This is a genomic window from Streptomyces sp. UH6 (assembly GCF_013421635.1).
Taxonomy (GTDB): Bacteria; Actinomycetota; Actinomycetes; order Streptomycetales; family Streptomycetaceae; genus Streptomyces; species Streptomyces abyssomicinicus.
The window spans coordinates 1-1411 of record NZ_JACADT010001242.1 but is presented as its reverse complement, the minus strand read 5'-3'; the positions used below and the strand labels follow the sequence as shown (position 1 = coordinate 1411).

2 protein-coding genes are annotated in these 1411 nt (G+C 73.8%); both read left to right on the top strand.

Translation table 11 applies throughout. From position 1 onward, the window contains the following. The first annotated feature begins 35 nt into the window (after window positions 1-35). Entirely contained in the window at window positions 36-842 is an 807-nt protein-coding gene (locus tag HW445_RS30940) for a M23 family metallopeptidase (protein WP_180224097.1), read from the top strand. Window positions 843-968: 126 nt separating this feature from the next. Continuing rightward, on the top strand, window positions 969-1343 hold the full coding sequence (locus tag HW445_RS30935; RefSeq protein ID WP_180224096.1) for a DUF2255 family protein: 375 nt from the start codon (window positions 969-971) through the stop codon (window positions 1341-1343). Window positions 1344-1411: the final 68 nt, after the last annotated feature.

Below are 1411 nucleotides of genomic sequence, written 5' to 3'. Positions count from 1 at the left end.
TCCCGCGTCGTTCCCCCCGGCCCAAGGAGCATTCCTTGTCCCTGCTCAGACGCCTCCCCGCCCTGCTGGCCACCGTGCTGCTCGCCCTGACGGGCCTCGCCGCCGCACCCGCGCAGGCCGCCCCGGACGCGGTCGCGGCCGCCCCCACCTTCAAGGCGCCGTTCCCCTGCGGGCAGCGCTGGACGTACAGCCACCACTCGGCCGAGGTGCGCCGGGCCCTGGACTTCGTCCGCGCCGACGGCGGCGCCACCGCCGGTACTCCCGTCCTCGCCTCCGCGGCCGGCACCGCCACCCGTCACTACCAGGCGGGCGGCGCGGGCAACTACATCGTGATCGACCACGGCGGCGGCTGGCGCACCTACTACTTCCACCTCGCCGCGTACTCCGTGGCGAGCGGTGCGTACGTCGGCCAGGGCCAGCAGATCGGCACCACCGGCTCCACCGGCAACTCCTCCGGCGCCCACATCCACTACGAGCAGCTCTACAACGGCACCGGACAGAACATCGTCATCAACGGCGCCGCCCTCTCCTACCCCGGCTCCTACCACCAGGCATACCTGACCAGCGACAACGGCTGCGGCGGCAGCGGCACGGGCGTCCCCTTCACCACCTGGGGCAGTGGCGTCAACGTCCGCGCGGACGCCCGGCTGAGCGCCCCGGTGGTCGCGACCCTGGGCGGACCCACCGCCGTGCGGGTGCTGTGCCAGAAGCAGGGCGACACGGTCAGCGCGGAGGGCTACACCAACAACTGGTGGAGCAAGCTGCGCGACCAGAACGGGTTCGTCTCCAACATCTACATCGACCATCCCGCGGCCCAGCTGCCCGGCGTGCCGCTCTGCTGAGGCTCCCCGGCGCGCGGCGTCCGGACGGCCGGCTTGGTCCGTCCGGACGCCCACCGGTGGCGTGCGCCCCGCGGAAACGTTCCGCTGGGAGCAGGCGTGCACCGGAGCAGCGAGGAGCCGAGAGTGATGACCACCTGGACCCGGACCGAACTCGCGGGCATCGGCGAGGCGGAGGAACTGGAGATCGCCTCGGTGGGAGAGGACGGCTCGCTCAGCGACTGGCGCACCATCTGGGTGGTCCGCGACGGCGACGACGTCTACGTCCGGTCCGTCTACGGGCCCGGTTCCCGCTGGTACCGGGGGACCCGCGCCCGTCACGAGGGCCGCATCCGGGCGGGCGGCGTCGAGAGGGACGTCACCGTCGTCGACGCCGACCCCCGGCTCAACGACCGGGTCGACGCCGCCTACTACGCGAAGTACGAGGCCTACCCGGCCTCCTTGGAGACCATCCTCGGCGAGGCCGCCCGCTCCACCACCATGCGGCTCGACCCGCGGGACTGAACCCCGCCCGCCGCCGCCCGCGCCCGGCGCGGCCCTGACCCGTCCCGCCCGGCGAGGCACGGCCCCGC